This is a genomic window from Bowmanella denitrificans (genome assembly GCF_039522935.1).
In the GTDB taxonomy this organism is placed as follows: Bacteria; Pseudomonadota; Gammaproteobacteria; order Enterobacterales; family Alteromonadaceae; genus Bowmanella; species Bowmanella denitrificans.
Genome location: NZ_BAAAEI010000040.1, coordinates 1 through 500, shown reverse-complemented (window position 1 = coordinate 500; position 500 = coordinate 1). Strand labels below are relative to the sequence as shown.

The 500-nt window shown below is 55.2% G+C and carries 1 protein-coding gene; it reads right to left on the bottom strand.

Annotation, left to right across the window (positions count from 1 at the left end):
• A partial coding sequence (locus ABD028_RS23210; RefSeq protein WP_343847696.1) for a transposase occupies positions 1 to 500 on the bottom strand: 500 nt, incomplete at both ends.

Genomic DNA, 500 nt, shown 5'->3' with positions numbered 1-500 from the left:
TCACGTTTATCTAGTTGCCGTATGACCGCCATCGCCCCTTCATACAGCGTGCTACGCAGGGTCTTATGCCCCGATTTTTTGGATATCGACCCCAGCCGTTCTTTTCCGCCACTACTGTGCTGAACGGGCGTGGCACCGATACAGGCTGCTGCCTGGCGGCCATTGTTGAATTGTTCTGTATCACTCAGGGTGATTTTTAAGCTCATGGCGTTAACCGGCCCGACCCCTTCGAGTGCCTGCAGCCGTTGACAGACTTCATCGTCGTTAATCTGGCGTTTGAGACGTTGTTCCACCTCGGCGATACGCGCCAGCAGTGTCTTAAGATGTTGCCGCTGCTCATCAAGCACGGCTCTGAAGTCGCCGGGTAGTTGATTCCCGCCATCTTCCAATATCTCCGGAATGGCTTTCATCAACGCCGCATCGCCTTTGGCTATCGGGTGGCCCAGCTCCAGCAGCATATCGCGCAACTGTTTGGCGCTGGCTGTCTTTTGCTTCACCAG